This window comes from Paenibacillus sp. FSL R7-0340 (assembly GCF_038002205.1).
GTDB classification, from domain to species: Bacteria; Bacillota; Bacilli; order Paenibacillales; family Paenibacillaceae; genus Paenibacillus; species Paenibacillus polymyxa_B.
Map to the genome: position 1 here is coordinate 4,366,851 of NZ_JBBOBY010000001.1, position 22,235 is coordinate 4,389,085.

Sequence of the window (22,235 nt, forward strand, 5' to 3'; positions counted from 1 at the left end):
AGTCATCTATCTGGAGGTTATTTATGGTTTTATTATCAATATTGTGTTTCCTCCTCTTTCTTCTTTTAATTGTCTTATCTATAGTGCATTTATTTAAAAAAACAGGGAAAGCAAAATGGGTGTTTCTATCATCTATCGGATCACTTGTTATATGTATTGCACTTGTTGTAAGCAATGCCTTGGCATTAGTGTCATCCCCGCCAGATGCAACTCAACAAAACAGCCAACTTGAGCCTTCAAAAAAGGAGATTGTCGAAAACCCATCAACGATTAACTTAAGTGAGTTCAACCGTCTGAAAATAGGCATGTCATACGATCAGGCAACTGACATTATTGGCGGTTATGGAGAGGTGCTCTCTGAAGGCGAAGCAGAAGGTACACCATTTCACACAATTATTTATCAGTACGAAGGAGAAGGTTCCCTTGGAGCAAATGCAAACTTGATGTTTCAAGGTGGCAAACTCACAAACAAAGCGCAATATGGTCTGAAATGATTAATCGCCCTGAAGAAATTCAGGGCTTTCGCTTTAACCGGTTGAAACAATATCCTCTAGCTTAATCCAGTTGAAATCATCTTCCCCACGAAACAGTTTTACTTCACGTCTAGCCGTGTTTATAGAAGTAACTACCCCTGTCAGTTCTTCATCATCAAACGGGCTGAATACGGTCACCGTGACAGACATACGTGAGTTGTAAGACTCTATTAGTGCCTGCTCAATCAATTGTACCTCCTGGTCGTCCAACTCCGGTTTTCCCCGCCTCTGGCGATCCTGCATGAGCTTTAAATAAGCTTCCTTGTGTTCCGGTATGATAATGCGGCTGCTTTCCCACAAGCCATTTTCTTCTAATTTTTTAGACATGTATGTAGCCTCCTGATGTGTTATGTACCGATTATATTACGAACATTTGTTCCTTACAAGGAATATGTTTTCCAGAAAACAAAAAAATAAACCTCAGATCTCTCCGAGGCTCAATACTCTGTGTAGTATCGGTTTGCCACTCCAGGCGGCGTTACAATCTTCTGGTCCCTGTCCCAGCCTTCAATAATTACGATATGCCGAGTATCCGATTTGTTTTCCCACACAATATAGTTGTCTTGTTCCAAAGCCAACAGGCCCGCCTCTATATCCGCTACACTCCTACCGGTCTTTATCTCCAGTTCCTTCATCGTTGGCATCCGTCTTCGCCCAGCAGAATAGTTGTAGAGTATCCGTAGTAGCTTACGTTCGATATCGGGTAACAAAGCAACCAACTCCTTTGTTACTATTATATACAAACACACGTTCTTATTAAACAGAGAATATATTTCCATCACCCCTTGTGTAATGGTACTGTATATGGTACTATAAATACAGGAGGTGAGACATGGCTAGGATAGATAAAATGATCCAGAAAATGAAAGACCGCCCTAACGGGATTCGATTTGAAGAAGCTGAAAAGGTACTTGAACATTACGGATACATAAAGGCAAGACACGATGGAACGTCACATTGCCAATTCCGGAATGATAAAGGGGACCTAATCACCATCAAAAAGAAAAACCCATTAAAGGCGGCGTACGTCAAAGACGTACTGGGTCGGATTGGGGAGTGACCGCTCCCCTTTCCTTAATCCTCAATATATCCTAGCCGATATATAATGGCAAATAATAATCAGCATAAAGATTTAGCGTATTACATGGCGCTTCCGTACACTATACAGATTAGACCAATGAACGATGAAAGCGGACACTACTTCTTTGCTACTGTAGCGGAATTAGACGGATGCCAAAGTGACGGGGAAACCTTTGCAGAAGCTTATGAGAGCGTTCGTGAAGCCATGGAAGGGTACTTGTCCGTGAAGTTGGAATACGGTGATCCTATTCCAGAGCCGCCAGGAGAAGACGAATACAGCGGAAAATTTAACTTACGTGTTCCCAAAAGTCTACACCGCCAGTTATCCGAACGAGCAGCGGCCGAAAATATCTCCCTGAATCAGTATTGCCTATATAAACTGAGTAAGTAACATATTTCTGAGGCTCCTCTATATTAGGAGGTAAACTTATGGTAAAGGCAATTTGGTTTATGATTATTACTATACTGGTCAGTATTGTCGCGTTGACTGGGTTGGTTATAGCGGTGGTTAAATTGATCCGAAAAAGAGAGGAATAGCCATGAAATACGGCCCGCGTAAACCCAGCCTAAACAAGCGTTTAGTAGCTCGTACCAGCCTCAAACGGCAGATTGTACACCGCGCAGGACTCAAGATGCCACGGGGCTGGGGATGGCTCAGAAACCCACGTAAGGCGGCTTACAATAAGGTGTACAATCGGTCAACGTTTGATTTGTTTAAGCTGATCGGAAAATTGTTCAAATAACAAAAGCTCTGCCGACCAATTAAGGTTAGCAGAGCCTTTTACTATTTAACAATAAACCTCACTTTAGTTCCATCAGCATATTTATCTAACTGATGACTTACCCATGATCCTGCTCCCCTGTTATCACTAGGGCTTATGTATCTTATATCAGCACCTGCGCCACCTTCAGCACACATTGCCATTGGCCATTCATCGCGGTCATATCCTTTTTTAGTCGGATATCCCTTTAGAGACTCCTTCCTGTTTTCCTCGGCTCCATCTCTATCGATTGTACATACAGCAGAGTGTCCGGCTGCAATGGCATCCCTAATATGCGCTCCGGTTTCAGGGTAGCGTGAGCTTGGAAACTCCAACGTATACCCTGTTGCTTGTTGACTAATTACTGCCGGTTCAGCATAGACGCCTTGAATGGAAAAAATAGCAGCTAGTAAAAATACGATTAATCCTTTTGCGATTACTTTTATCATATGACACCTCCATATTATTTAAATCTTCTCTATACTAATTGGAGAGTCATGTCGAAGTATCGCAAAGCATGTCGTAAAACAAAAAAAGACTCGCCAATTACCCTGCAGAGTCCTTTACGTCTACCTAATTCGCACTAATCAAATAGTAATTTGTCAATTCAATGTGATCTATTTCGCATTAAAAATAACAATATATACTATATATTGAATAAGTAATCAAATTTTATTCGAGAGGATGTTTTTGAATGAAGTTGAATAAGATCGTCGCCACTTCCCTTTTGTCATTAGCTTTGTTAGGAAGTTCGTCAGCCGCGTTTGCTTCAACACCCATTGATAATCAAATATCCACGAATAGTCAAACATCGTCTGTAGTTACACCACAAGGTCTTCCCCAGAAATATGTAACCGGTATTACACGACAATATCAGAAAGGAGATAAAATCCCTACTACTTATGGTTATACAGAACCTGGAACTGGTTGGGGTGGATCGTTAACATTGTATGACACTGCACTGGTAAATAATGTATACGTGGCGTACTATCAAGGTTATATTACCAAACCTGATTAATTCGAAAGGCATAACCATTCTAGCCATAATGACCGTATAACTACAATACGATGTACACGTTCAAATAAGCGTGTTTTTAAGTAAATAAACAACAAAGGACTCCGTACTGGTTACATACCAGTGGAGTCCTTTTTCACATCTACTCTAAATTCAAACTGATTACGAAAGAAATAAGATCCGTTAATCTTGATAGATTCTGGTGTAATCTTCTCTACTGCACCCCCATAGTCCACAATATCTATCAAATCCTCTCCCAACGGCTGTACTACATATACTCTTACCTGGCTTAATGCAGCTGCAAATAGTTCTATATCCGACTTTAAGACTTTATATGTGTGGTTCATTCTGATCACTTCGCTTTAAGATACGTTCTGCCTGTATCCAGTCTCCCTGCTTTGTAACCTTGACCTCATCGCCAACAACAAATAGACCATACTTTTTTTCAGGTACACTTACTTCTTCACGTTCGAGGTCTTCAAATTCACAAGTCAGATAATAAAACTTTAAAGAGCTCCCTTCGCTCCATTGTACCCGCTTATCAACCACTGTTGCATTTCTTACTATTATTGGCTGTTTAGCATTTTTCTCATCGTTTCGCATTAACGCAATAAATCCCCATACTATTAATCCAATAACAATTAATAAAACAATCCACCCCATAATTGTCCCTCCATAAGAAATTCCAAATAAATTTCTTTATACTAAGTACATTATTTTAAGTGTTGCTCCTTTCCCTTTAGGCGGAGCATTTAATATCTCATCATTTGGCTTTTTTAAGCTATACATAGCATCACAACAGGAAGGCATATATGGTTATTCTATAGAATAAATTTCGCTCCCTCTAGATTTTTTAAAGTTTATCAATAAACTCTTGGGCTAAACGCTTTGAAGTAAATCTAGGACAGCCTACCATATTTATCATTAGCCCTAATACTCCAGATATGATTGCAATTACAACAGAAGCACCTAAATTCTCAAATAAATAGTCACCTATCATCCAGCCCGCTATGCCACAAGCTAGACCAAATACAACAGTCATAATTAGACATGTTACAGGAACAAAAAGAAGAAGTAGGCACACGATAAAAACCCAAGCACCAACCCACCATTCTCCCTCTGGCCACCAAGTTCTATCAGCCCATATACCAGTAACTACACACAGAAACAAAATTTCAGCTAGAACAAACCCCTCTGCAAAACCAGCAGTTTTGTAATCTCTAATACCCTCCGCTACTTCTCTTCTAATACTCAATACAATCACCCTTACGTATGTTAATATTATACATACAATATTGCTTTCACACACTTGAAAACACCCTACCAGCTTAGCCAATAGGGTGCCACGGCGCTTCAAAATGTGTTGTTATCAGTACGCAAGTAGAACCTCAATGCTTATTAATTGCCAACAACTCTCTCGACCTTTGAAAATGTACCTTGCTGAAGTACAATAACTCTATCTCCAACAATAGTTACTCCGTATTCAGATTCAGGTGCTTCAAATTCTCCCCTTTCTCCATCTTCAAATTCACAGGTAAAATAGTAGTATCTAATCGAACTGTCTTCCTTTTGGTACATTCGCTTATCAAGTACCTTAGCCACACGGGTCACAATAGGCTTCTTTTTGTTGTCCATGTCTTCCCATGTTTGCATTATAATCGGTATTATACAAAAAACAGAAAAAGCACCAATAACAAAAATCCACAAAATAGCTTGTTCTCCCATATATAAACACTTCCTCCTAACACTCAAAATCCAAATGTTATATTATTCCTTTACGCTATTACAGTTTATAAGTTTCATATTTAAATCCCTGTATGGTTTATAAAATTATACACTGCATTATTAATATAATATCGGAAATTGAGCTGTTTAATTTGATATCTTTTCAACGGCAAACAGAAAAATACCCCACCAGCGTATGCCAGCAGGGTATCACCGATGCTTTCGGATTGCACAACGGTGCTTCCGTATGTGTTGTTGTCAGTATATATGGGTTGTTTGATATTGTAAATAATTTGCATGTATGATTCAGCTTCAAACAGTCTACTTCCCCTCGACCTAAAAAAAATGTTTGAAATTTCCAAACCAACAAAATATGATATAAGTAGTCTTTTAGAATCAGGAGGAATGTACCATGGAAGTCGATTGGAAAAGTAGGCCTAAAATCATAGAATATTGGCCCGATGGCGTCGATTACGTAATGGGTATGGACGAAAGCGGCACTGCTGACCTTGTTTCAATCAGCAGAAAAATGAATACTGGTAAAGAACACGAAATAGACTTCACTATGAAAGATTTCACATTAACTGGAGTTATAGTAGATAAGAATAGATATGACGAACTAAAAAAAGCAGTGAATGCTGTTAAGTTTAAATATTGGGAAAACGGTCTAAGTGAATATAAAGGTGTTCCGAAAAGAGTTTGTTTTCATTCGAGAGACATACGTAAAAAATCTGCCCCTTTCAATACCTTGGATCCTGTTCTTTTTACAACATCTATTACCGAGATGATACAAGCTGTAGATGCCAAAATTATCTCTTGTCACATAGATAAGTTGGCTCATTATAAAAAATACACTACTCCTATACATCCCTATCATTTGTCAGCGCAATTTATACTTGAAAGATTCTGTAACGGATTAAATGAAGGCGGTATGACAGGTATCGTTATGCTGGAATCGAGAGGAAAAAAAGAAGATCAATTTGTGCTTGATTATATTGTTAAAATAATAGAAGAAGGCACGAATGCAAATTCACCAAGACACTTTCGTAATATAGCAGGAGTATATTTCAATCCAAAGTGGTGGGAAAACGATAACTCCCAAAGTTCTTTTGTTATTCTAGAATACGCCGATTTGGTTTGTTTTCCTATCCATAAACAACATAGAGGGGGTGACCTAAGCAAAGGTAATCCCTCATACGATATTGTCGAGAAAAAGTTGTACAAATATCCAAGACACAACGGTTGGGGATTAAAAATTTGGAGGCCTTAAAAAAATAAAAGCCGCCACAGCATCGCCGGGCGGTCGACCGGGTAATCCCGATCCCTAAATATATTATATCCTATAATTTTGAAAAAAACAATCTAAATCAAAAAAAAACGCTCTGCCAGGGAATGTTGCTCGGCAGGGCGTTTTTTTGATTTTTAAGCAGCTTTGTCGTCTTTCGTTGTTCACGTTTTGTACTTAAAACGTCAGTTCAAGCAACCCCTTAACTGACATAACACCCGAAACCAGTAGGGCATTAACTTTATGAGTTTATTCCTCAGTAATAGGCACTTATTCGGACGTTGCTGGCTCCAGAATATGCTCAGGTGCAGGTTGAACCTGAGCAAGAGCAACGGGCGTTACCTCTGCCGTAGCCTGAGCCAACAGTTCGTTTACCCTAGCTGCCAAACCAGCCATAGCCTCTTTCGCTGCTGCTTGAGCCGCTTCTTCGGTACTAACCTTGGCTGCTGCATCTGCTATAGTGGCTTCCTCCGTGCTAATGGGCTTTTGCTTGGACTTGGCTTTGTAGTCTAGGTAGGCCTTTTCAATCGCCGCTTGGACTTCCACTGAAGTCAGATTGATTCCCTTTTGCTCCAACTGTCCGGTAACATAGGACAAAGCTTCCTGAAGTTTCTTAGGCCCATCTTCCTCTTTATAGGCGGTCTTTGCAAGGGAAAATCCTTCCTCAGCCAGCTTGTGTAACAGGACGCGCTGCGACTCTGTTGTACGGGCATCTATCCATGTGTTGGCCTTTACCTTAATTGTATTTAGCCCGGCGATAACAAGAGCCGTTAGGACTCCTAAAATAGCTGTGACAATGGTGCTTACATAAGGTTGTACAGTTTCAATAATTGTTTGCATGATAAATCCCCCTATTATTGTTTCGGCAGACCTGCGGCAGAACGCAGATAATTAGCCAGATTGTTGAAATGTTGCATTTGTTCTTTGTCGCCGGCTTGTTTAGCCTTGAACCAAGCTGGTTGGAGCCAGCGGAAAATGATTTCTTGTGCATTGGATTTAAACAGTTTCACAGCTCCCGCAAGAGGCAGGTTCTTTTCATTCAGCCCGGCTGCCGCCCGAAGGTTGTTGGCGAGGTTATGAAAATGTGTCTTGCCTTCCTGATTCGCTGCCTTCTGGCTTGCGAACCAAGCTGGGGATACATAGTTATCAATTAAGGATTGAGCGATATACACGGGCAACGGCGTGAAGTCCAGCGCAGCTGGAGCTGTAGAAGCGCCTTTGAGCTCTGTTTCTACGTCATAAACCAAATCCTTCAGCGTCTTGCCAATCGTAGCTAATGCTTGGTCTACGTCCCTCTTACGAACAGGGTCAAGCTGCTTATGGCTCGGTATGTGGGTGCGTGGGTTAATCCCCCATTTGTTGCAGCAGTAGGCCAGATACCATACAAAGCGTTTGTAAGCCTCCAAGGTGTCAATCTTGCCACCGAAGCACAATTCCACACCCAAAGCTATATCGTTTGCGTCGTCGCCGTACAGTTCGTTATCCAACTTAATGTTATATAAGACGTGCCACGCCGTTTCTGCCGGATCGGGTCCGGTACCAGTTGGGATTATCTCAAGAATCTTTTTGTCGTCTATGAACGTCTGTGCTGAAGCAGAACGATCTACCAGCCCATTGAAATAGGTGTAATGGTTATCCGCAGATGCTCCAGGATTACCTGTATCGTGTGCAACCAAAAAGACCGGCGCACCCGATGTTAATCGAGTACCCGGTCTTACGTTATGGCGCTTGTTGATGTAGCGCCGTTCAATCGTGTATTTATTTGGATTAAACACTTTATGAATCACTCCTTTTACTTAGCCCCCACGAATTGCGCAGCGACCATGACTATAATCGTTCCACCTATTACATACTTTAGTAATTCAAAAATACTTTTGCTCACAGAATGATTTTCGGTGGTGCTTTGTTGTAATAGCAAAAAAATACGTGTATCTAACCCATCCAGTTTTTCTTTTATGTCCTTATACTGCATGCGTAATTCACTGGTTAAATCTTTGATCTCTTTGACTTCTTTCTCATGTCGCTCTGTCGTAGTTTGCAACACTTGAATTTGGTTCTGAAACTTAGCATTTTCAGCAGATATAAGCAAAAGTTCATTAGACAAATGAGCCAATCCCTTTTCCACGTCCTCGAGTCTCTGCAAAGGCACTACATCACCTTCCCCTCCTTTGAAGATATCCCCCGTTTCGTTCATGACCTTTCCCCCGTCTCTCTCTATTTTGGCTCAGGAAACTTTTCCTGTTCTACTCTTCCCGCTTTTCTAATGGTGTGCCATCCACGTCTAATCCCCAACTAGCTAGATATGCCCTAACCGGTTCCTTTTGTATATCTGGCACCTGAGCAAACGTCTTTATGCCTTTCATGATTAGAGATCCATATATGGCTGCCACGTTAATCACCTCCCCTCTTTAAGAGCTTTAAGTTCGGCCTGCATAGCAAGCATTTGCTCATACATATCCGCCATTGCAATCTGCGTATTTGTAAGTTCTTCACGAAGTTTCGGCTGCGGTTCTGGCTGTTTGGTTAGCTCCGCTATCTGTTCTGGAGTGAGTCCTTCTGTCCATAGCTTTTCTGGCTCTTTAGGTGCAACATATACAGGCTGCTCCTCTGCAATCCTGCCCTTAGCCTGCCAATCGTTTAGCGCGGCTATATACGCCTCCTGCGCCTCATAAACGGCTGCTTGGTACGTTTCCCACGCGGCAAGATCAAAACGCGGCTTGTACAGGCCCGATGTTGAAATCGGTATGCCAACCGCGTAGCCTGCAAGCGCTGGTTTTTGAGGTGCTATTAAATCGTCCTGCTCTCCAACGGATTCGGCATAAAAAGGGACGACACCCGAAAAGGCATCGTCCACTAGCTCGTCCTCCAAATAGAGGCCGTCTGTATTTACTTTAGCTACTGATTTCATGCGCTGCCCTCCTTAGTCCGTTGTGAATTCCAAATAAATATTAACTTCGTTATTACTACCACCCGACACGATGAATTTACCGTCTGCATTGATTAGCACGGCGGCAAACACGTCCGTCGTCGTATAAGAGTGTGCCGGACGAACCTGACCCACAAGCGGCCTATATCCTTCTGGCAGAATCATAAACGGCTGGCCTATTACACCGCTTTTAATCCGGGCCTTAACTTGTACCTTATTGTCAATTTTACGGTAGCCCAGCACACCCATACTAACCCAACCATTGAGTAGTGTAGTAGGTGTAATCCACGATGGGGCATCCTTTTCTGCTTTCTTGTTCTCTACCACAGACAGACGTGTACTAGTTTGCTGTACACTATCTACCAAGTCCGCAAGCAGCGTCTTTTCATTGGCTGCGTAAGAACCAACAAATGCAGCGACAGGCGATTTGTCCAGCATTAGGTACGTGACGCTGTAGGATGCTGATGGATCGTATAGAGATGCATCCAGCCTAGCCTGCTTAAAGCCGTATAAATTTTGGTTTGCAGGTACGCTATGCGCGATTATCTCCCACGCCTTATCATCCTTGCTATTGCGATAAATACGTAAAATGTCACCGACTCTATTTTTAAGAGCGGAAGACGTAGTCGTAGCACCATTAATAAAATATTGCCCATTAAGCTGTGGCTTGACCACTTCGCGCAATACAATCCCCGTACCTACTTCAACCTGATTGTCTCCCTCAACAAAGGCGAGCCGCCCCTCGCTTATGATAGGTTCCACGGTAGGCGTTGCAAGTTGGTATACGAGCTGGTACGGCGTGTACCCTGCATAGGATGCCTGCGGAACGGTTTGCGTGTAATTAGCCGCCCCAACACGCTGAACCCAATACTTGGTACCTGTACCGCTCCATGTTGCCGTAGTAGCTACTTGAGCGTCTGCGGGAAAGAATGTATTAGCGTCATATGCTTTATAACCGTAAAAATAGGCCTTGATGTCGTCTGTCGTTGGCGTGTATCCGTCTGCCCATCCGCTGTCTGCAACAGGGATTGAGAGACCAAGGGCATTAGAGGCAGCGCTTAGGTATGATTGGTCGGAAGCACTAACTGGGAAAGCATGCTGAATGAGTTTCCCGTCGTATTTCGCTACGCGTTCTTTGTCGGAAAGTCCGTTTGTGATCGGGAGCCGTACAACCTTATAACCTGTCGCTGTTTCGTAATAGACCCATGGTAACGATCCGTTTAACGTCAATCCTTGCCAATTTTTATTCATGAAGTATTGCCCGTCACGCTCGAATACCGTATCTGCATTAGCTCCTGTAATCGGATCGGCGTACAGGTCAGTTTGTAATGCCAGCATGGACGCGATATCGGTCTTGTTTGTATCTGTCCAGCGGATTGCATATGGATTGCGCACAGGCATTATACTGTCCACGTAAGGCCACTTTGCTGCTACTTGAGCAGGCGTAAAGGTTGCCGATGCTGCATAGTCTGCGTCCGATACCTCATAAACACGCACACTGTCCATATTAAACGTGCTGCCAACCGCACCCGTGCCTGTAACGGTCAAGATGTGAAAAAAGTCTGTAGCTGCCAACCGCACAACAGACGGAGCAAAAGCAGAGGCCGATGTTACTTCATTTCCAACTGCACCAGCAATACCGTTTATGGATATGGCAACCTTGCTGGTATTTCCGTTTTTCACGTCAGCAATGGCTACATACTTTTTGCCCGGCATGGTTAAAAAGCTTGCCGATGCTGTAGCTGGTACAGAGCCAAGTGTAAGCTTGAAACTGCTGGTTCCGCTGGTTTTATTAGCTGTATCTGTTGCGATTGTGGTATTGGACGACCATAACCCCACGCTTTCGCAATTACCCATACGCCCGAGCAAGTTTACGAGCATTCGCCCGGTCACACCGTCCAAAGAAAACAAAGCTGACTTAATGGCGGTGATGATCTGTACTCCTGCATTCAGCGTTACTTCCTGTCGAGATATAGTATCAAAGCGTTCTTTAACCTCATCCATAACACCAGCAAAACCGTCTATCTTCTCCCAGTTATCATTCATCATGGTTTTCACATCAAAGAAATCGTTACCTTCTGCCACCGGGTCCTTCATGTATAGGCTCAAATTAGGTGTATTACTAGCCAATCCTTACACCTCCTGCAAAATTGTTTAATGGTGTTTTATTTATTTCATTTATCCGCATTACATGGTGTATTTCACGAATAACCAAATAGCGAAATTTATATCGCACTTCTAAATGTGCTGGTTTTATTTCCTCTATGGCGTCCTTCAAATCTTGCAGGTTTGGCGGTATGCCTAGAGTCCCGATAAACCGAATAACAAAATAATACTCGGACGGGAACACCGTGACATCTACCTCGCCGCGATCATAACTATCTGCCACATTTTTAATCATGCTTGCAGACACCTTGCCGCTCCCACGCATCTTAGAGATAACCACGCTGCGGCGCTGCTCAATCGGTTTCGAAGGTATGGAGACTATTTTCAGATCCTTCTCCCAATACTTGATTCCCCAGGTTGCTGTTTCCGGGTGAAACTGCCGGAATGTATCTACTATCGCAGCATTAAGCTTGTCGAACTCGATATCTTCCGACTGCATTATCTCAACAAATTCTTGGATTTCCTCATAGTAATCCGGTAAGTAAGACATAAGCTTTTTAGACATACACATTCACCGTCCCGAGCACTGCCACGCTGTCCAAAGGCACTTGGATATTGCTGGTTACGCCGTTAATAGTAAGGTCGAAATAATCAATTACAGGCGGCACGTCCAAGATAAAATTAGCGATCCGAGTAATCCGCACCAATGTATCCGTTTCGTTAAAAGCCAGCCCTTCCAGATACTTAGCAATGCTGGCTTCCAACTGCTCTTTTACATCGTCCGTTGTCGCGTCTCGTGCCAGTTGTACCCGCACGCTGACGTTTATAGGCACTTCCCCAGCTCCAACAACAGTTACGATTGGTCCGATAGGCGCTTGACCCTCGCCGTGTCCGTCTTGTGTAGGATCTATATAGTCTTGCGCAGCTTGAACTACTGCTGCCGATGGAGCACGTTTTTCATTATTCAAAATAACTACCTTTACCGTGCCGTTACCATTCCACAGAGGGAATACTTTAGCATCACCTACGCCTGGCACTTCCCTTGCCCAGTTAACATATTGGTTTTTATTTGCACTGGTGATAGCTTTAGTTACTCTGTCTTGGTACCGATCAAATAGAGCCGAGCCCGTTTCAGTATCCTCGCCGGAAACAAGTAGATCCACCAATTCCGCTTTAGCTAACCCGTTAATAAAGTCAATCGGCAACAGTGAACCCGAAAATTGATTACCTATTACGCCAGCCGTTTCGCATTCCACGACAAATTGTCCGACACCCAATTTGCTGAGCACGACATAGTTTAGATCCTCGTAACTGTAGCGACTACCAATAGGTACATCCATTAATGCGCCCTGGTTATCGTAAAACTTACCTCTCCAGTGCGCCTTTGTTGCCGCCTTTCGCACTATGCCAGACCAAGCCACAGCCGAATCTAAATATTCCTCATTATCAGCATTCGGGAATATCAGGCTTATATTCGTATCCAATTCCACGTACATTTGCGCTAATTCGGAAGCAGCTGGGGCCAACGCATCATATATAACGCTGCCCTCCCGTTTATCCATGCTGTCCGGTATACGTGCTAACATGCGCTCTAAGATGGTTTCAAATGTTTGAGCCTCATACAATGCCGCTCACCCCCGTTTCGTTCCTGAAATTACCTTGCGTAGTTACAACTTCGAATTCTGCCAGTACGTCCGATCCTGTAAAGGTGAATTGAAAATCCCTCACATCTGTAATCCGGTCATCCGCCAGTAAAGCTTCACGCACCAGCCGCTTAAGCTCTGTCTGCACAAATAACCGGCTCTGCCCTTGCAGCCGGTCTACTTCAGCGCCATAATCGTCAGAATAAATGAGATTTTCATATCGCAGTGTTTGAAGTATCTTATACACCACCTGCCGCATAGCCTCTAGGCCGTCTACAATGCCGCGTGCGCGTCCATTTGTGAAGTCTAAGGCGTATGTCTTGGTGGGCATTTCTTCCTCTTCTATTTCCTCATCAACGATGCTGCCGCCCTCTGGTATCATAACTTATCCATTACGGCGAACTGCTGACCGCCTTTCATTCGTTGCAAGATAACTGCATCCCCAATTTTCAACCCTTCACGAATCACCAACACATCGGGTAACGCCGTCTGAGTGGTCTTGGTAGCCGTCTCCGTTGGAGTCTCATCTTTGTATACATGGCTGTGTGTAAGGCTAACCACATACCGTTTTACACGTTCTGTGACAAGCAATAAATCTGCATCCAACACCAGTCGTTGATCAACGGTAATTTCAAGCGGATCTACTCCCGTCACCTGCCCTACCATGCTCTCGCTTGGTTTGGATGCTTCCATGCTGCCTAACGCTATTTTCTGCAGTTGTTTTATCATTAGATCACCTTCAGTTCCAGGCTCATCGTGTGCTCAAGCCCTGAAAATTTATGTGTGCATGAATCGACCAAATACACTTGACTCACCTTCAAATCATCAATAAACACAGGCACATAACACCCTGCCCGTATACTTAAATCCCCCATAGCATCTATACTCAAGCTTTTGCTTTCCCTATTGTGTAAGGTGAGCAAGTTTTGCGCCTTTTGCTTAATCTGTGCTGCGTTCATTTTTTCATCTACCTTGTCGTACAACTGGAGCTTGCCCCACTTTTTGATATTGTTGCTGTCCTGGTATACGTAGGCATCGCGCTTGCCTGACTCTTTATTGTCCTGCACCAGCTTTACATAGTTGTAGGTCTCGCTGTCTATGCTCTTTTTAAGCGCATATCCGGTCATTAGGCTACCATCACCCACCGACACCGAAACAAGCATGTCAGCGGCACGTTTAAGGGCCAGAGCACCGAAATCGTCGTAAAATACATAGATTGATCCAGTAGACATAAGCGTCTGGTCGATGGCTTTGTAAATGATGTCCAAAAGCTTTTGGTTGTCTTCGACCATTGCCGGTATTTTGTATCCCGTGTCGGCTATCATTCCAGTTTTCAGCTTAAAATCCTCTGCAATCCGTTTTATCACCGCTCCGGCCGTCAGGTTTTTAAAAACATAAGTGTCATTGGCATTGAGATAGCGAATTTGGTCATAGGCCGTGATCTTCATGTCGGATTTCTCCGATTGTTCCACCGAAAACACATAGCCGTAAAATATCTTGTACTTGCCTCTGGTAATTCGGACGATATCCCCGTTCTGGACCTTGAACTTTTTGTTCTGGTAGATTCCGTCACGGACTAGCGTGATATCTACGCTACCTGGGCTCCCAGTGCGCTCGGTCTTCCATGTGAGCTCAGAAACCAACCCGGCCGCATTTTCTTTGCTGGCCATCGCCTCGCCAGACACTTGCCACACGTTACCATCCCGGTTGTCGATAAAAATATCCATACCATCACCCCGGCAGTCTTAGCACTTGCCCAACCTTTAGCCGTTTGGCCTGTGCGTTTGTAATCTTGTTGAGTGTTTGAATCTCTTTGTAACGGGACCCATCACCCAGGTTCTTCTTAGCGATAATCCAAAGCGTATCCCCGGCCTTCACTTTCACGGATTTAGGCTTAATCTTTTCGTTAGGCCGCTTGGCCTTTGCTTTGGTGGTTGTCGTCTTTTTTGCGCCTGCCTTGGTTGTGGTCTGCTTCACCTTGGCTTGCACCGCATTGTAAAACACGTATTTCTTAAATGTGATGGTGTAATCAATATCCGATGTACCAGCAACAGGCTTCCATTCAAACTCTTCTATTGTGACTGGCATATTTATAGCAATTTCCTGCGGACTTTTCTGCGCTCCAGGCTCAAAGCTGATCGCAGAATAAATAAAGCGGATGGGCCGCTTGGTGTCCATCCACTTAGTGATTAGTGCGATATATTCAGGAATTGGAAGCAATTCATCCGTGTTCACAAAAGGATATGCCTGACCAGGAAAGAAGCTGGAGAACGATATTTCCGTAAGTTTCCGTGACTGGATTGCGTTAATCTCGCCCCCGTCCACGATTTTAAATGTGGAGCCGTCACCAGCTTCCTTGATGCTCATTTCAGGCGGATTGACCGGAATGCGGAATGCTTCTTCTCCGTTGTTGTAACTTAGTAGTATGGCGTGTTCCACTAAGCGAATCCCTCCTTATAAAATTCAAGCTTTCAATAATTTCCCTTTTATTTTATGATGTAGTTGTTTGGAACTACTATAAACCTGGAAAGAGGCCTCGAATATGGAAAATGAACCAACGAAAAAGCTAGCTAACCTACTAAATGAAAGGGTAGATCTGAAAGCGATAACTATTTCTGCATTGGACGGCGTATTGAAGGTTATTAACAGTGGGAAAATTGAGCAAATAAAAGTACCCCACAAATTAGAACTCGTTATCTTGACTAATTTCGGCTACATAACGGGTGATTATGTTGATGATTTAGGAAATAATGACGATCCGGAATTAATTTTTAATGATTTCAATAAGTTTATGTTCACACACATGTTTGAGCAAAGGAACTCTCTTGTCGAAAGATTTGAAGCAGAAGGTGGATTGCGCCGTTTAACAAATGACGGGGGAGTGGTTTACCTCAGAAATGTTGAGGTAAAGCCATTCTCCAATCCGCAAAACTCTATTCATTTTGGAGATCTATGTTTGTTCCCAGATCAGATTGTAGGTGTGACCGCCAAGAACAACATTGATTAATTATTTCTATTTTCATTTAAGTCGCTGCTTGTTTAACAGCGACTTTTCTTATTCTTTAATACCTGATTTATTTATCACTCGCGTACACTTATCACGCTGTTCGTATAACATTTACTTCTCCACTTCAGTCGTAAACCATTTGTGCGGTAGATACGAACTTTTCTTCCAGATGGTCACCAATCTTCTTGATTATCACGTCGATATCTGCGCCGTTGTTGATGTCCCCGGTCTTCACTTGGACGGTAGGGGTAAGAGTCACGAAGTTCTGTATAGACTTCATTTCTGCGATATCCCTCATAACCTTCAAATCCTCCGATGAGATATCTACCTTGTCTTCAATCTTGCCGACTTTATCCACCTTGCCAACGTTCTTCTTTTTGTCATCGCCAGCATTAGCTTTTTTAGCTGCGTCAGCTGCTGCATTCCATTTGGTGAAGTCAAAAGGCTTATCGGCTTTAGGATTAGCAGCGGCGTTTTGTTTCCGTCGATCCATATCACGTTTACGGATATAGTCCATAGTGTCGTCTTGGCGTTTTTTCGCTTTAGTTGCTGCCTTGGCTTCCATTGCTGCAATCTTAGCTGCAGAATCGTTTCGAAATTTATCAGCAGCTATCTTTGAATCATCTGCAAACCGAGTTTGACTGACATAATCAATTTCTACCAAACTCGTTTTATTTAGAGCCTCAATCATATCGTTAACTTTGTCTATAACACCATTGGCCATGTCTTGCATTGTTTGCATAACACTAGCTTTAGCATCCATAAACGCTTGAGCAATACCCACACCAACTTTTGCAAAAAAGATTGGGACTTGATCAAAGAAGTTCAATACTTCATTCCACTTTAGCAACATTGCCGCCGCTACCATATCGTTAGTTGTATAAACTTCATACATCCACGTCACTATAGCGACCAACACTGTTAAGATGGCAATAAACACATTTGCTTTCATAACTGTATTCAGAGTTGCCCAGGCCGCAGAGAGCCCACGAGTAGCTAACGTTTGGGCAAAGATCACGGCTGTACTACTTCCTGTGGCAAAAGCTATAATCCCTTGGGTGACTGCTACAGCTTTCATTGCAATGTTCCAAGCGATAAACGCTGCCGCTACTCCTTTAACAATAGGAGCTATGTTCTGCCAATTGCTTGATACGAATCCATATACCTGAGATATAGCATTAAAAGCTTTAATTGCATTCTGTACTACCCAATCCAAACCTTTGCTCAGGTTAGCAAAAAATGCGTCAAATTTGCCTTGCTTAAAGGCGTTGTTTAACATTTGTATCATTGGAAGAAGTGACTTGGTAGCAGCTCCGCCAGCATCCGCAAACATGGATCTCACATTGTTTTTCATGATTTCCAACTGTTTAGCAGGACTAGCCAACATAGTATCAAACGCTTTTTGCCCCATCTTTTGAGATTCCAACAGCTTGTCGAAGCTTTTTATGAAACCGTCGATATTTCCCGCTTTAGCCATGTCCACAATTCCAGACGCCCGAATATCTGACTTACCCATGTTGAAGCGCTCCGCTAAAGAAACAATGTCAGAGCTCAACGCTTCCTTTAGGGCGAAATTTGCTCCTTCTATCCCGTTTCCCGCACTGTCAAACGCATTTAGGCGTTGAGCAAGGTTGTTCAATTTTTCGAGCTGGTTGACATTTTGGGTAGCTGAGAAAAATGAAAGAGTTCCTTGTAAAGATTCATTCACATCTTGTCCGGCTGCCAATGCGTTTTTCTTAAAACGGTCAAACATCGCTTGTCCGACATCTTCTCGATCTGTTCGCGCAACGAACATGTCTTCCATTTTCTGCTGATCCATTGCGCCGCCCACGGTAGCACTGAATAATTCTTTTATTCCTTGGAGTGACAGATAAGCAGCCGCCATGCCCTTGAGGTTAGCCAGTAAACCTGATGAAGCACCTTCCCCTCTTCTCAAACTTCCGTTTATCTGCTCTTGCAATTGAGCTATTTTTCGTTCCAAATCCGCTATCCGTAGCAATGCATTTTGAAGTTCAGCGGCATTTGCACCGCTGGTTGTCCGTAATTGCCGCACTACTCTAATCAGCCTTAGTACAAGCATCTGTAAGTTTCCGAACATTGCTTGCAGGGCTATCGGTAATTCAACCTGTATACGAGCGTGTATATGGCGCAATTGGCTTTCGATTTGTTGCCGTATACGTCTTGCTTGGCTAATCACATCCCCAGCATTCAGCGTTATATCTACAACCGACCTAGTAAACATCGTCCTAATGCGGTCGCGTATAAGCGATACTTCCCTTAATACGTCCGCTGAATTTATGATGATGCTTACGACTGACCCTGAACCCATTTGCCTAATGTGGTTCTTAACGACTTCAAGCTCTCTTATAGCATTCGCAGCGTCAATATGGATCAATATCCTATCATTAATGGCTTGCAGAGCGCGTTGTACAGCGTTTAATTGTAGAATAGCGTTACTGCCATCTGCGCTGATTCGTATATTATTTCGTGCAATTGCTTGCAAACGTTCCATATGCCTTGTTGCATTCTCTACTGCTTGATTAACCGTATTCAGCCGTTGCGAGAAATTATCGAATAGCTGGAGACTTGCCGATACTGTTGCCATCGCTTCTCCTTTCTGGCATAAAAAAAGACGCCTTCATAGGCGCCTTCTCAACCAATTTATTTTTTTAGTTCATCAAGTATCTTTTTTGCTTCGTCGCTTTTGGTGCTGTATAGCACCTTCCCACGAATTGACCACTTTTTGAGTTTGGGCTGTTCTTTCAATGCCGTTTCCGCTTCGTCAACCGAATCATACTCTATAATTTGTATTGGGGTAGTGCCTAGCGCGAGAAGCTTCCCGTTAGAAGCATTGACTAAAGCATATGCGTTTTCTCCCTGATCTTTAGCCCCAGCATCCGTAAGCGCCTTTACATAATCATCAAGAGCAGGTGTAGCCGCTTCTTCTTTAGCGGAAGAACACGCAGAAACAATCGTTAATGAAATAACCAACAAAAATAAAGTCAGGACTTTCTTCACAGATGACCCTCCCTGAATGGGTAGATTTTACCATCATTCTACCAAGCCATTCAGGGAACGTCTATTATTTTTTCTTAGATTTCTTTTGTGCTGCCTTCTCTTTGTCAATCCGATAAGAGATCATAGCGTAAATAGCAGCGCGTTCTCGCTGACTCATTGCCATGAGATCGTGCGGCAGAATATGGAGTTCATGGAGAGCGTAGTATGCAAAGGTTGCATCTGGATCGCTCTCCACGATTAGTTTTTTACATTATCCATCAGATCGTTAATGTCGCGATCGAATCCACTCAGCGTCTGAATACGTTCAATGAGCGTAGTATATTCCCCAGCAAGTAACATTTTTCGGATCAGGGAATCCGCCCCCATAACACCATAAGACGATTGCAGTCCAGCATCTTTAAGGTTAGGATGAACCACTCCAGCCACAACCAATTTCGCTGAAAAGAGGTCAGAGTCAGTCTCGGTCTGGTAAACGCCTTTCACCTTTACTTTTTTAGCGGATTCCTTTCGGATTATGGATGTTTCATTCTCTGAAACGCTACGAATCTTCCACAATAATGGTTTTCCTTCCGCATCCTTAAAACGCTCAGAAAGAGCAATCTCCTCAGTAATCTCAGATTCCACATTCTCCGCGTAAAACAAAGTCAAGTCACTCATTATATTGATCTCCTTTTAGTTTAAATTAGGCTCCCAATGTAGGGGCGTTGAAGCTATCAGGTACATCCACGTCGTCAAAAGTAAAGTCGATATCCTCGTCCAAAACTTCGGAGTCGGTATCGACTTTAGCCATGATCACACTATCTAAGTTCACGCTTTTCAGAACTACGGTTTGTTTGCCAATAGACGAAGACGGATCTTCGTTGACGATCATAATGTCAAAGTAGGTATCCTTACCTGTCTTAATATAATCCAACATTAGTTGTCGGAATCGTGTTGTTGTATAGTAAATCGTCATGCTGCCCGAACCGCTCCAGCCGTTGGCCTTGTGCTGGGTGCCGCGTTTACCGAGTGTTTTGACATCGGTCTTTTCCTTCTCAGCTGTTGCCTCGAGGGTTTTAACGTAAAACATTTCTTCTACGTTGCCGTTAATCGTGGCAAAAGCTCGTCCCTCTTGACCGGAGATCGTATCTCCGGCTTTTAAGTATGCCATATTATCTCACCCGCACTTTCTGATAGATTTTTTCGATGCTATCCACAGGCTTAACAAAGTATTCAGCGTAAATCGCATCCTTGTCAGTGCCAGCTACTACCGTTACGTCCGTTTGGCTATTAAAATCCTCGATTGCGTTGATGCTTTGGTTAAGTTCGAAAATCGAGATAGCTTCTTTCTTAAAGAGATTGCGGCCATCAGCATTGTTATCTACCTTACCGATGTAGGAGTCTTCATAAACTCTCTGTAAATCAGTATTGATACCATCCAATGTACGAAGTAAGCGATTCTTCCGGAAATCTTTATTCTTTTTAGGCGTAAAGCTACGGAATGTATTGATATCCTGCTGTACCTTGGCCTTGCCGCCTTTATAGATAAAGAAGAATTGGCCGCTTTGCACACCTGCAATTGCTTCACGGTTTGTAAATCTAATGTCTACATCTACCGCGTCATCGTAGTCAGCGTAAGTGAGGGATTCGTTAACGTTGGCCGCTGCTGTCGCTGCTGCTACCCAAGCAACTGCCTTCACCTTGTCGATCACTGTGCCGTCTGAAAGAATAACTCCATTCGTGACGTTTATTACTCCTTCGTTGTCGGCCGCGCTGTAGTTTGGTAGTACCACCTGTACGTTTTTGCCCTCGTCATTGCGCAGGCGATTAACATAGGTGGTATACAAAGGCTTCAGGGTTGCGTCATCGTAAGGAACTCCAACGGTGTTAAAATCTTGAGTCTCAATGGCGGCCATATAATCGGAATGATCTGCGTTGGTTACAGTGCCGTTTGCCCCGCCAGCTAATGGGGCTCCTGCCGTAGCTGCCAGTGTTTTATCAGTAGCAGATGCCTTGAAACTCACCCATTCATTAGCTACCAGACCGTCAATGTTCGTGACCTTCTGCGTTTCTACTTCCCGACCCTCAACTAATGTACGAACATTGAAATTCGAAGGCGTATCAATGTCAGCCTGAATCACAATGGAAATATCGTTACCCCGTACGCCGCCATATTTAGCTGTGGTGACTAAATTACCGCTGGTAACCGTGGCCTTTGTCCCTTCGTTTAATCGGTACACCAGCAGCGTTTTGGCGCGCTTAAGAGCCTCCTTAACCAGCAGGAGGCTTGTATCTGTAATGTCGTACCCCAACGCTTTTGCGATATCGTCACCAGCATCAATGGTAATGATTTGTTTTGCTGGCCCCCAGCTTAATGTCAACGGCAGGGTGACGGTACCACGATCACTTAACGTGCCTAGTGGTTTAGGCTCAGAAACAACGTTGGTATATACGCCAGGTAGATCCTTGTTCTGTGTAACCCAAGTACCGGCCATTATTTAACCTCCTTCACTAACCATTCGGTAAGAACTCGTTTAGCTTCACCGATGGTGTAATTCTGTCCGTCTTCAAGTAGGACGCTTAGTGTATCTTTTTCGATCTGTGTAAACTGCTGTGATTCTTGAAATTGTTCTTTGGCAAAACGGGGTTCTACCGAAGCTGACGATGTTGCCGTCTCTTTCTTCGTAGGTGTCACAGCAGGCGTTGCCCCAGTTTCTGTTTCTTGGTTATCAGCCACGTATACCAGCCTCCTGTTTTAAAGTCCTCATTTTTGTTTCTTCCTGTTTTGGACGCATTAAATGGACATTTACATCCAAGAAGAAATGCAGCACATCATCAACAATTTGGTGTTTCAGCCCAACCGCCCTGTACAGGCTGCCTTCCCACTGGATGTATTCCAGTTCCTCATACAGCCTGTTGGCCACCGCCTCGCATTCACGGCGCTTTTCCAGGTTGTCTGGGTCCGGGAAATAGTGAACATCGAAACTATCAGTCCGCATGTAGCGGCGGCCTAACTCTCGTGCCTGTGCGCCGTCTATGAGCAGCACAAAAAAGCACGGTTCATGAAAACCCTGCTCAATTCGTTCGTCGTACACTTTCACACCCGTTTGAAAGGTGCTCAGGTACTTCAATATTCCGTTTTTGACATCTTCCATTG

General features: G+C 43.5%; 33 protein-coding genes. 7 read left to right on the forward strand and 26 right to left on the reverse strand.

The genetic code is table 11. The features are described from left to right. The first annotated feature begins 23 nt into the window (after window positions 1-23). On the forward strand, window positions 24-494 hold the full coding sequence (locus MKX59_RS19230; protein ID WP_340858720.1) for a hypothetical protein: 471 nt from the start codon (window positions 24-26) through the stop codon (window positions 492-494). A 33-nt stretch (window positions 495-527) separates the two neighbouring features. Here MKX59_RS19230 and MKX59_RS19235 read toward each other — a convergent pair whose 3' ends face one another. Together MKX59_RS19235 and MKX59_RS19240 are read right to left on the reverse strand one after the other, a co-directional pair. Then, the gene (locus MKX59_RS19235) at window positions 528-860 is read right to left on the reverse strand and encodes a YolD-like family protein (protein ID WP_340858721.1); all 333 of its coding nucleotides are present in this window, start codon (window positions 858-860) and stop codon (window positions 528-530) included. Window positions 861-970: 110 nt separating this feature from the next. Further along, window positions 971-1,243 (reverse strand): hypothetical protein, encoded by a 273-nt coding sequence (locus MKX59_RS19240; protein ID WP_340858722.1) that lies wholly within the window; start codon window positions 1,241-1,243, stop codon window positions 971-973. A 122-nt stretch (window positions 1,244-1,365) separates the two neighbouring features. Between MKX59_RS19240 and MKX59_RS19245 the strand changes: the two genes are divergently transcribed. The 3 genes from MKX59_RS19245 to MKX59_RS19255 all read left to right on the forward strand — a co-directional run bounded on the left by MKX59_RS19245 (window position 1,366) and on the right by MKX59_RS19255 (window position 2,356). After that, window positions 1,366-1,593 carry a type II toxin-antitoxin system HicA family toxin gene (locus MKX59_RS19245; RefSeq protein ID WP_340858723.1) on the forward strand — a complete coding sequence of 76 codons (228 nt, stop codon included), beginning with the start codon at window positions 1,366-1,368 and terminating at the stop codon, window positions 1,591-1,593. A 45-nt stretch (window positions 1,594-1,638) separates the two neighbouring features. Then, on the forward strand, window positions 1,639-2,004 hold the full coding sequence (locus tag MKX59_RS19250) for a type II toxin-antitoxin system HicB family antitoxin (protein ID WP_340858724.1): 366 nt from the start codon (window positions 1,639-1,641) through the stop codon (window positions 2,002-2,004). Between the two features lie 148 nt (window positions 2,005-2,152). Beyond that, the gene (locus tag MKX59_RS19255; RefSeq protein ID WP_340858725.1) at window positions 2,153-2,356 is read left to right on the forward strand and encodes a hypothetical protein; all 204 of its coding nucleotides are present in this window, start codon (window positions 2,153-2,155) and stop codon (window positions 2,354-2,356) included. Window positions 2,357-2,397: 41 nt separating this feature from the next. On the opposite strand, the gene MKX59_RS19260 is transcribed toward MKX59_RS19255, so the two are convergent. Beyond that, window positions 2,398-2,823, reverse strand: coding sequence for a NucA/NucB deoxyribonuclease domain-containing protein (locus MKX59_RS19260; RefSeq protein ID WP_340858726.1), 426 nt, complete (start codon window positions 2,821-2,823; stop codon window positions 2,398-2,400). A gap of 245 nt (window positions 2,824-3,068) precedes the next feature. Between MKX59_RS19260 and MKX59_RS19265 the strand changes: the two genes are divergently transcribed. Further along, the gene (locus tag MKX59_RS19265; protein WP_340858727.1) at window positions 3,069-3,392 is read left to right on the forward strand and encodes a hypothetical protein; all 324 of its coding nucleotides are present in this window, start codon (window positions 3,069-3,071) and stop codon (window positions 3,390-3,392) included. A 110-nt stretch (window positions 3,393-3,502) separates the two neighbouring features. Here the strand turns inward: MKX59_RS19265 and MKX59_RS19270 are convergent, their stop codons facing one another. From MKX59_RS19270 to MKX59_RS19285, 4 genes are all read right to left on the reverse strand, one after another. Next, window positions 3,503-3,736 carry a hypothetical protein gene (locus tag MKX59_RS19270; RefSeq protein ID WP_340858728.1) on the reverse strand — a complete coding sequence of 78 codons (234 nt, stop codon included), beginning with the start codon at window positions 3,734-3,736 and terminating at the stop codon, window positions 3,503-3,505. Next, a complete protein-coding gene (locus MKX59_RS19275; protein ID WP_340858729.1) occupies window positions 3,720-4,052 on the reverse strand; it encodes a DUF2500 domain-containing protein in 333 nt (110 codons plus the stop codon). The genes MKX59_RS19270 and MKX59_RS19275 overlap by 17 nt, the downstream gene beginning before the upstream one ends. A 190-nt stretch (window positions 4,053-4,242) precedes the next feature. After that, complete coding sequence (locus tag MKX59_RS19280) at window positions 4,243-4,644, reverse strand: hypothetical protein (protein ID WP_254348880.1); 402 nt, start codon at window positions 4,642-4,644, stop codon at window positions 4,243-4,245. A gap of 143 nt (window positions 4,645-4,787) precedes the next feature. Beyond that, window positions 4,788-5,114, reverse strand: a complete 327-nt coding sequence (locus tag MKX59_RS19285) for a DUF2500 family protein (protein WP_254348879.1) — start codon at window positions 5,112-5,114, stop codon at window positions 4,788-4,790. A 412-nt stretch (window positions 5,115-5,526) separates the two neighbouring features. Between MKX59_RS19285 and MKX59_RS19290 the strand changes: the two genes are divergently transcribed. Next, complete coding sequence (locus tag MKX59_RS19290) at window positions 5,527-6,384, forward strand: DUF3800 domain-containing protein (protein ID WP_340858730.1); 858 nt, start codon at window positions 5,527-5,529, stop codon at window positions 6,382-6,384. 285 nt (window positions 6,385-6,669) lie between these two features. On the opposite strand, the gene MKX59_RS19295 is transcribed toward MKX59_RS19290, so the two are convergent. The 12 genes from MKX59_RS19295 to MKX59_RS19350 form a co-directional block, all read right to left on the reverse strand. Further along, complete coding sequence (locus tag MKX59_RS19295) at window positions 6,670-7,239, reverse strand: phage holin, LLH family (protein WP_340858731.1); 570 nt, start codon at window positions 7,237-7,239, stop codon at window positions 6,670-6,672. A 14-nt stretch (window positions 7,240-7,253) separates the two neighbouring features. Further along, a complete protein-coding gene (locus tag MKX59_RS19300) occupies window positions 7,254-8,075 on the reverse strand; it encodes a peptidoglycan recognition protein family protein (protein WP_340858732.1) in 822 nt (273 codons plus the stop codon). Window positions 8,076-8,191: 116 nt separating this feature from the next. Continuing rightward, the gene (locus MKX59_RS19305) at window positions 8,192-8,593 is read right to left on the reverse strand and encodes a protein kinase interacting protein (RefSeq protein ID WP_322160053.1); all 402 of its coding nucleotides are present in this window, start codon (window positions 8,591-8,593) and stop codon (window positions 8,192-8,194) included. 49 nt (window positions 8,594-8,642) lie between these two features. Then, window positions 8,643-8,789, reverse strand: coding sequence for a CD1375 family protein (locus MKX59_RS19310; protein ID WP_340858733.1), 147 nt, complete (start codon window positions 8,787-8,789; stop codon window positions 8,643-8,645). A gap of 5 nt (window positions 8,790-8,794) precedes the next feature. Continuing rightward, a complete protein-coding gene (locus tag MKX59_RS19315; protein WP_340858734.1) occupies window positions 8,795-9,307 on the reverse strand; it encodes a hypothetical protein in 513 nt (170 codons plus the stop codon). 12 nt (window positions 9,308-9,319) lie between these two features. After that, window positions 9,320-11,455, reverse strand: coding sequence for a hypothetical protein (locus MKX59_RS19320; protein ID WP_340858735.1), 2,136 nt, complete (start codon window positions 11,453-11,455; stop codon window positions 9,320-9,322). Then, window positions 11,448-11,996, reverse strand: coding sequence for a YmfQ family protein (locus tag MKX59_RS19325; RefSeq protein ID WP_340858736.1), 549 nt, complete (start codon window positions 11,994-11,996; stop codon window positions 11,448-11,450). Before MKX59_RS19325 ends, MKX59_RS19320 begins: the two co-directional genes overlap by 8 nt. Continuing rightward, the gene (locus tag MKX59_RS19330; protein WP_340858737.1) at window positions 11,989-13,056 is read right to left on the reverse strand and encodes a baseplate J/gp47 family protein; all 1,068 of its coding nucleotides are present in this window, start codon (window positions 13,054-13,056) and stop codon (window positions 11,989-11,991) included. The genes MKX59_RS19325 and MKX59_RS19330 overlap by 8 nt, the downstream gene beginning before the upstream one ends. Further along, entirely contained in the window at window positions 13,049-13,456 is a 408-nt protein-coding gene (locus MKX59_RS19335; protein WP_209950261.1) for a contractile injection system sheath initiator, read from the reverse strand. The genes MKX59_RS19330 and MKX59_RS19335 overlap by 8 nt, the downstream gene beginning before the upstream one ends. Then, complete coding sequence (locus MKX59_RS19340; protein WP_250268533.1) at window positions 13,453-13,803, reverse strand: DUF2577 domain-containing protein; 351 nt, start codon at window positions 13,801-13,803, stop codon at window positions 13,453-13,455. The genes MKX59_RS19335 and MKX59_RS19340 overlap by 4 nt, the downstream gene beginning before the upstream one ends. After that, entirely contained in the window at window positions 13,803-14,801 is a 999-nt protein-coding gene (locus MKX59_RS19345) for an XkdQ/YqbQ family protein (protein ID WP_340858738.1), read from the reverse strand. The genes MKX59_RS19340 and MKX59_RS19345 overlap by 1 nt, the downstream gene beginning before the upstream one ends. A 4-nt stretch (window positions 14,802-14,805) precedes the next feature. Further along, complete coding sequence (locus MKX59_RS19350; RefSeq protein ID WP_340858739.1) at window positions 14,806-15,513, reverse strand: LysM peptidoglycan-binding domain-containing protein; 708 nt, start codon at window positions 15,511-15,513, stop codon at window positions 14,806-14,808. Window positions 15,514-15,616: 103 nt separating this feature from the next. Here MKX59_RS19350 and MKX59_RS19355 point away from each other — a divergent pair, with 103 nt between their 5' ends. Next, window positions 15,617-16,081, forward strand: a complete 465-nt coding sequence (locus tag MKX59_RS19355) for a hypothetical protein (RefSeq protein WP_340858740.1) — start codon at window positions 15,617-15,619, stop codon at window positions 16,079-16,081. A 124-nt stretch (window positions 16,082-16,205) separates the two neighbouring features. On the opposite strand, the gene MKX59_RS19360 is transcribed toward MKX59_RS19355, so the two are convergent. From MKX59_RS19360 to MKX59_RS19390, 7 genes are all read right to left on the reverse strand, one after another. Further along, window positions 16,206-18,686: a hypothetical protein gene (locus MKX59_RS19360; RefSeq protein WP_340858741.1), complete on the reverse strand. Its 2,481-nt coding sequence runs from the start codon at window positions 18,684-18,686 to the stop codon at window positions 16,206-16,208. A gap of 56 nt (window positions 18,687-18,742) precedes the next feature. Next, the gene (locus MKX59_RS19365; protein ID WP_340858742.1) at window positions 18,743-19,099 is read right to left on the reverse strand and encodes a hypothetical protein; all 357 of its coding nucleotides are present in this window, start codon (window positions 19,097-19,099) and stop codon (window positions 18,743-18,745) included. 237 nt (window positions 19,100-19,336) lie between these two features. Next, window positions 19,337-19,756 carry a phage tail assembly chaperone gene (locus MKX59_RS19370; RefSeq protein ID WP_340858743.1) on the reverse strand — a complete coding sequence of 140 codons (420 nt, stop codon included), beginning with the start codon at window positions 19,754-19,756 and terminating at the stop codon, window positions 19,337-19,339. A 25-nt stretch (window positions 19,757-19,781) separates the two neighbouring features. Continuing rightward, a complete protein-coding gene (locus MKX59_RS19375; RefSeq protein WP_322160031.1) occupies window positions 19,782-20,249 on the reverse strand; it encodes a phage tail tube protein in 468 nt (155 codons plus the stop codon). Between the two features lies 1 nt (window position 20,250). Next, window positions 20,251-21,573, reverse strand: coding sequence for a phage tail sheath family protein (locus tag MKX59_RS19380; RefSeq protein ID WP_340858744.1), 1,323 nt, complete (start codon window positions 21,571-21,573; stop codon window positions 20,251-20,253). Then, entirely contained in the window at window positions 21,573-21,815 is a 243-nt protein-coding gene (locus tag MKX59_RS19385) for a hypothetical protein (RefSeq protein ID WP_340858745.1), read from the reverse strand. The genes MKX59_RS19380 and MKX59_RS19385 overlap by 1 nt, the downstream gene beginning before the upstream one ends. Beyond that, window positions 21,808-22,233 (reverse strand): phage tail terminator family protein, encoded by a 426-nt coding sequence (locus MKX59_RS19390; protein ID WP_340858746.1) that lies wholly within the window; start codon window positions 22,231-22,233, stop codon window positions 21,808-21,810. Before MKX59_RS19390 ends, MKX59_RS19385 begins: the two co-directional genes overlap by 8 nt. Between the last annotated feature and the right edge of the window lie 2 nt (window positions 22,234-22,235).

What these genes read in the sequence shown, in the direction of transcription:
- MKX59_RS19230 (WP_340858720.1), top strand. Translation starts at nt 24, where the DNA reads ATGGTTTTATTATCAATATTGTGTTTCCTCCTCTTTCTTCTTTTAATT.
- MKX59_RS19235 (WP_340858721.1), bottom strand. Translation starts at nt 860, where the DNA reads ATGTCTAAAAAATTAGAAGAAAATGGCTTGTGGGAAAGCAGCCGCATT.
- MKX59_RS19245 (WP_340858723.1), top strand. Translation starts at nt 1,366, where the DNA reads ATGGCTAGGATAGATAAAATGATCCAGAAAATGAAAGACCGCCCTAAC.
- MKX59_RS19250 (WP_340858724.1), top strand. Translation starts at nt 1,639, where the DNA reads ATGGCAAATAATAATCAGCATAAAGATTTAGCGTATTACATGGCGCTT.
- MKX59_RS19255 (WP_340858725.1), top strand. Translation starts at nt 2,153, where the DNA reads ATGAAATACGGCCCGCGTAAACCCAGCCTAAACAAGCGTTTAGTAGCT.
- MKX59_RS19260 (WP_340858726.1), bottom strand. Translation starts at nt 2,823, where the DNA reads ATGATAAAAGTAATCGCAAAAGGATTAATCGTATTTTTACTAGCTGCT.
- MKX59_RS19265 (WP_340858727.1), top strand. Translation starts at nt 3,069, where the DNA reads ATGAAGTTGAATAAGATCGTCGCCACTTCCCTTTTGTCATTAGCTTTG.
- MKX59_RS19270 (WP_340858728.1), bottom strand. Translation starts at nt 3,736, where the DNA reads ATGAACCACACATATAAAGTCTTAAAGTCGGATATAGAACTATTTGCA.
- MKX59_RS19275 (WP_340858729.1), bottom strand. Translation starts at nt 4,052, where the DNA reads ATGGGGTGGATTGTTTTATTAATTGTTATTGGATTAATAGTATGGGGA.
- MKX59_RS19285 (WP_254348879.1), bottom strand. Translation starts at nt 5,114, where the DNA reads ATGGGAGAACAAGCTATTTTGTGGATTTTTGTTATTGGTGCTTTTTCT.
- MKX59_RS19290 (WP_340858730.1), top strand. Translation starts at nt 5,527, where the DNA reads ATGGAAGTCGATTGGAAAAGTAGGCCTAAAATCATAGAATATTGGCCC.
- MKX59_RS19295 (WP_340858731.1), bottom strand. Translation starts at nt 7,239, where the DNA reads ATGCAAACAATTATTGAAACTGTACAACCTTATGTAAGCACCATTGTC.
- MKX59_RS19305 (WP_322160053.1), bottom strand. Translation starts at nt 8,593, where the DNA reads ATGAACGAAACGGGGGATATCTTCAAAGGAGGGGAAGGTGATGTAGTG.
- MKX59_RS19315 (WP_340858734.1), bottom strand. Translation starts at nt 9,307, where the DNA reads ATGAAATCAGTAGCTAAAGTAAATACAGACGGCCTCTATTTGGAGGAC.
- MKX59_RS19325 (WP_340858736.1), bottom strand. Translation starts at nt 11,996, where the DNA reads ATGTCTAAAAAGCTTATGTCTTACTTACCGGATTACTATGAGGAAATC.
- MKX59_RS19335 (WP_209950261.1), bottom strand. Translation starts at nt 13,456, where the DNA reads ATGATACCAGAGGGCGGCAGCATCGTTGATGAGGAAATAGAAGAGGAA.
- MKX59_RS19340 (WP_250268533.1), bottom strand. Translation starts at nt 13,803, where the DNA reads ATGATAAAACAACTGCAGAAAATAGCGTTAGGCAGCATGGAAGCATCC.
- MKX59_RS19345 (WP_340858738.1), bottom strand. Translation starts at nt 14,801, where the DNA reads ATGGATATTTTTATCGACAACCGGGATGGTAACGTGTGGCAAGTGTCT.
- MKX59_RS19355 (WP_340858740.1), top strand. Translation starts at nt 15,617, where the DNA reads ATGGAAAATGAACCAACGAAAAAGCTAGCTAACCTACTAAATGAAAGG.
- MKX59_RS19360 (WP_340858741.1), bottom strand. Translation starts at nt 18,686, where the DNA reads ATGGCAACAGTATCGGCAAGTCTCCAGCTATTCGATAATTTCTCGCAA.
- MKX59_RS19370 (WP_340858743.1), bottom strand. Translation starts at nt 19,756, where the DNA reads ATGAGTGACTTGACTTTGTTTTACGCGGAGAATGTGGAATCTGAGATT.
- MKX59_RS19375 (WP_322160031.1), bottom strand. Translation starts at nt 20,249, where the DNA reads ATGGCATACTTAAAAGCCGGAGATACGATCTCCGGTCAAGAGGGACGA.
- MKX59_RS19380 (WP_340858744.1), bottom strand. Translation starts at nt 21,573, where the DNA reads ATGGCCGGTACTTGGGTTACACAGAACAAGGATCTACCTGGCGTATAT.
- MKX59_RS19390 (WP_340858746.1), bottom strand. Translation starts at nt 22,233, where the DNA reads ATGGAAGATGTCAAAAACGGAATATTGAAGTACCTGAGCACCTTTCAA.